The organism is Phormidesmis priestleyi ULC007 (assembly GCF_003003695.1).
Taxonomy (GTDB): domain Bacteria; phylum Cyanobacteriota; class Cyanobacteriia; order Leptolyngbyales; family Leptolyngbyaceae; genus Phormidesmis_A; species Phormidesmis_A priestleyi_A.
On the sequence record NZ_PVWG01000128.1, the window covers coordinates 1 to 1128 of the forward strand.

A 1128-nucleotide genomic window follows, 5' to 3' on the forward strand; every position below is an offset into this window, starting at 1 on the left:
TAAGTAGGAGGGTGAAGTTAAATATAAGATAGGAAGACCCTCTAATTAACCCCTCCTTATGCCTGCTCCCCTCCGGATCATTTTGACTTCAGAAGAGGATCGCACGTTAGCTGAATTACGAGAGGCTCAAAGTGTCCCTCAACGAACCCGTGACCGGGCCCACATGTTGCGCTTAAATGCGGAAGGCTGGAACGTGCCCATGATTGCGGAAGTATTCCATTGCCATGAGCATACGGTGCGCGCGACATTACGCCGCTGGGAAGCGGGTGGATTAGGCGGTCTGTGGGAAGCTCCGGGACGGGGCGCAAAGCCGAAATGGCAAGCTGCCGACTTAGATTACCTGAGTACGTGTCTAGAAGCGGAACCCCGCACCTATAACAGTGTGCAACTCGCCAAAAAACTGAAGCAGGAGCGCTCAGTCGATTTAAGCAGCGACCGTTTGCGGCGCTTGCTCAAAAAAAAACTATCGGTGGAAACGGACTCGGCATAGCCATCGTCGAAACCAAGACCCTCTCAAAAAGGCGTTAAAACTAGCCGATTTAGAAACTCTACAGTTAGCCCAACAGGAAGGACATATCGACCTGAAGTATTTGGACGAAGCCGGGTTCTGCCTTTGGAGTCCCGTCAGCTACAGTTATAGTCGCGTTGGAGAGCAGAAACGGATGGAACAGACTCACCAACGCTATGGCAACCGGATTAGCATTCTGGGGTTATGGCAGCCTGGGGAGCAATTTGAGTATGCCTTGGCACAAGGAGGTTTCAAGAGTCAGAGTTATATCCAGGTGATGGATTGGGTCGCCGAGAAAGCCGCGCAGACCTTAGCCGCAACCGGGCGGTTGACCGTGGTGGTGCAAGATAATGGCTCTTTGCATACCAGTCGCCTCACCCGTGAGCAATGGCAAAGGTGGGAAGCACAAGGTTTATTGATCCACTTTCTTGCCCCCTATTGTTCAGAAATGAATCTGATTGAAGGCGAATGGCATCAACTCAAGTCCCATGAAATCGCTGGACAGATGTTCGATAATCAGTATGACTTAGCCAAGGTGGTGATGCGGGGGATGGAATCCCGGAGTCAATCGGGTGAGTACTCACTGGAGCGTTTTATATTTAATTGCGCCTAGCTACTTA

At 51.1% G+C, this 1128-nt stretch carries 1 pseudogene; it reads left to right on the top strand.

Annotated features, from left to right (window positions below):
• Positions 1-58: 58 nt before the first annotated feature.
• Positions 59-1121, top strand: a pseudogene (locus C7B65_RS26990) (IS630 family transposase).
• Positions 1122-1128 lie beyond the last annotated feature (7 nt).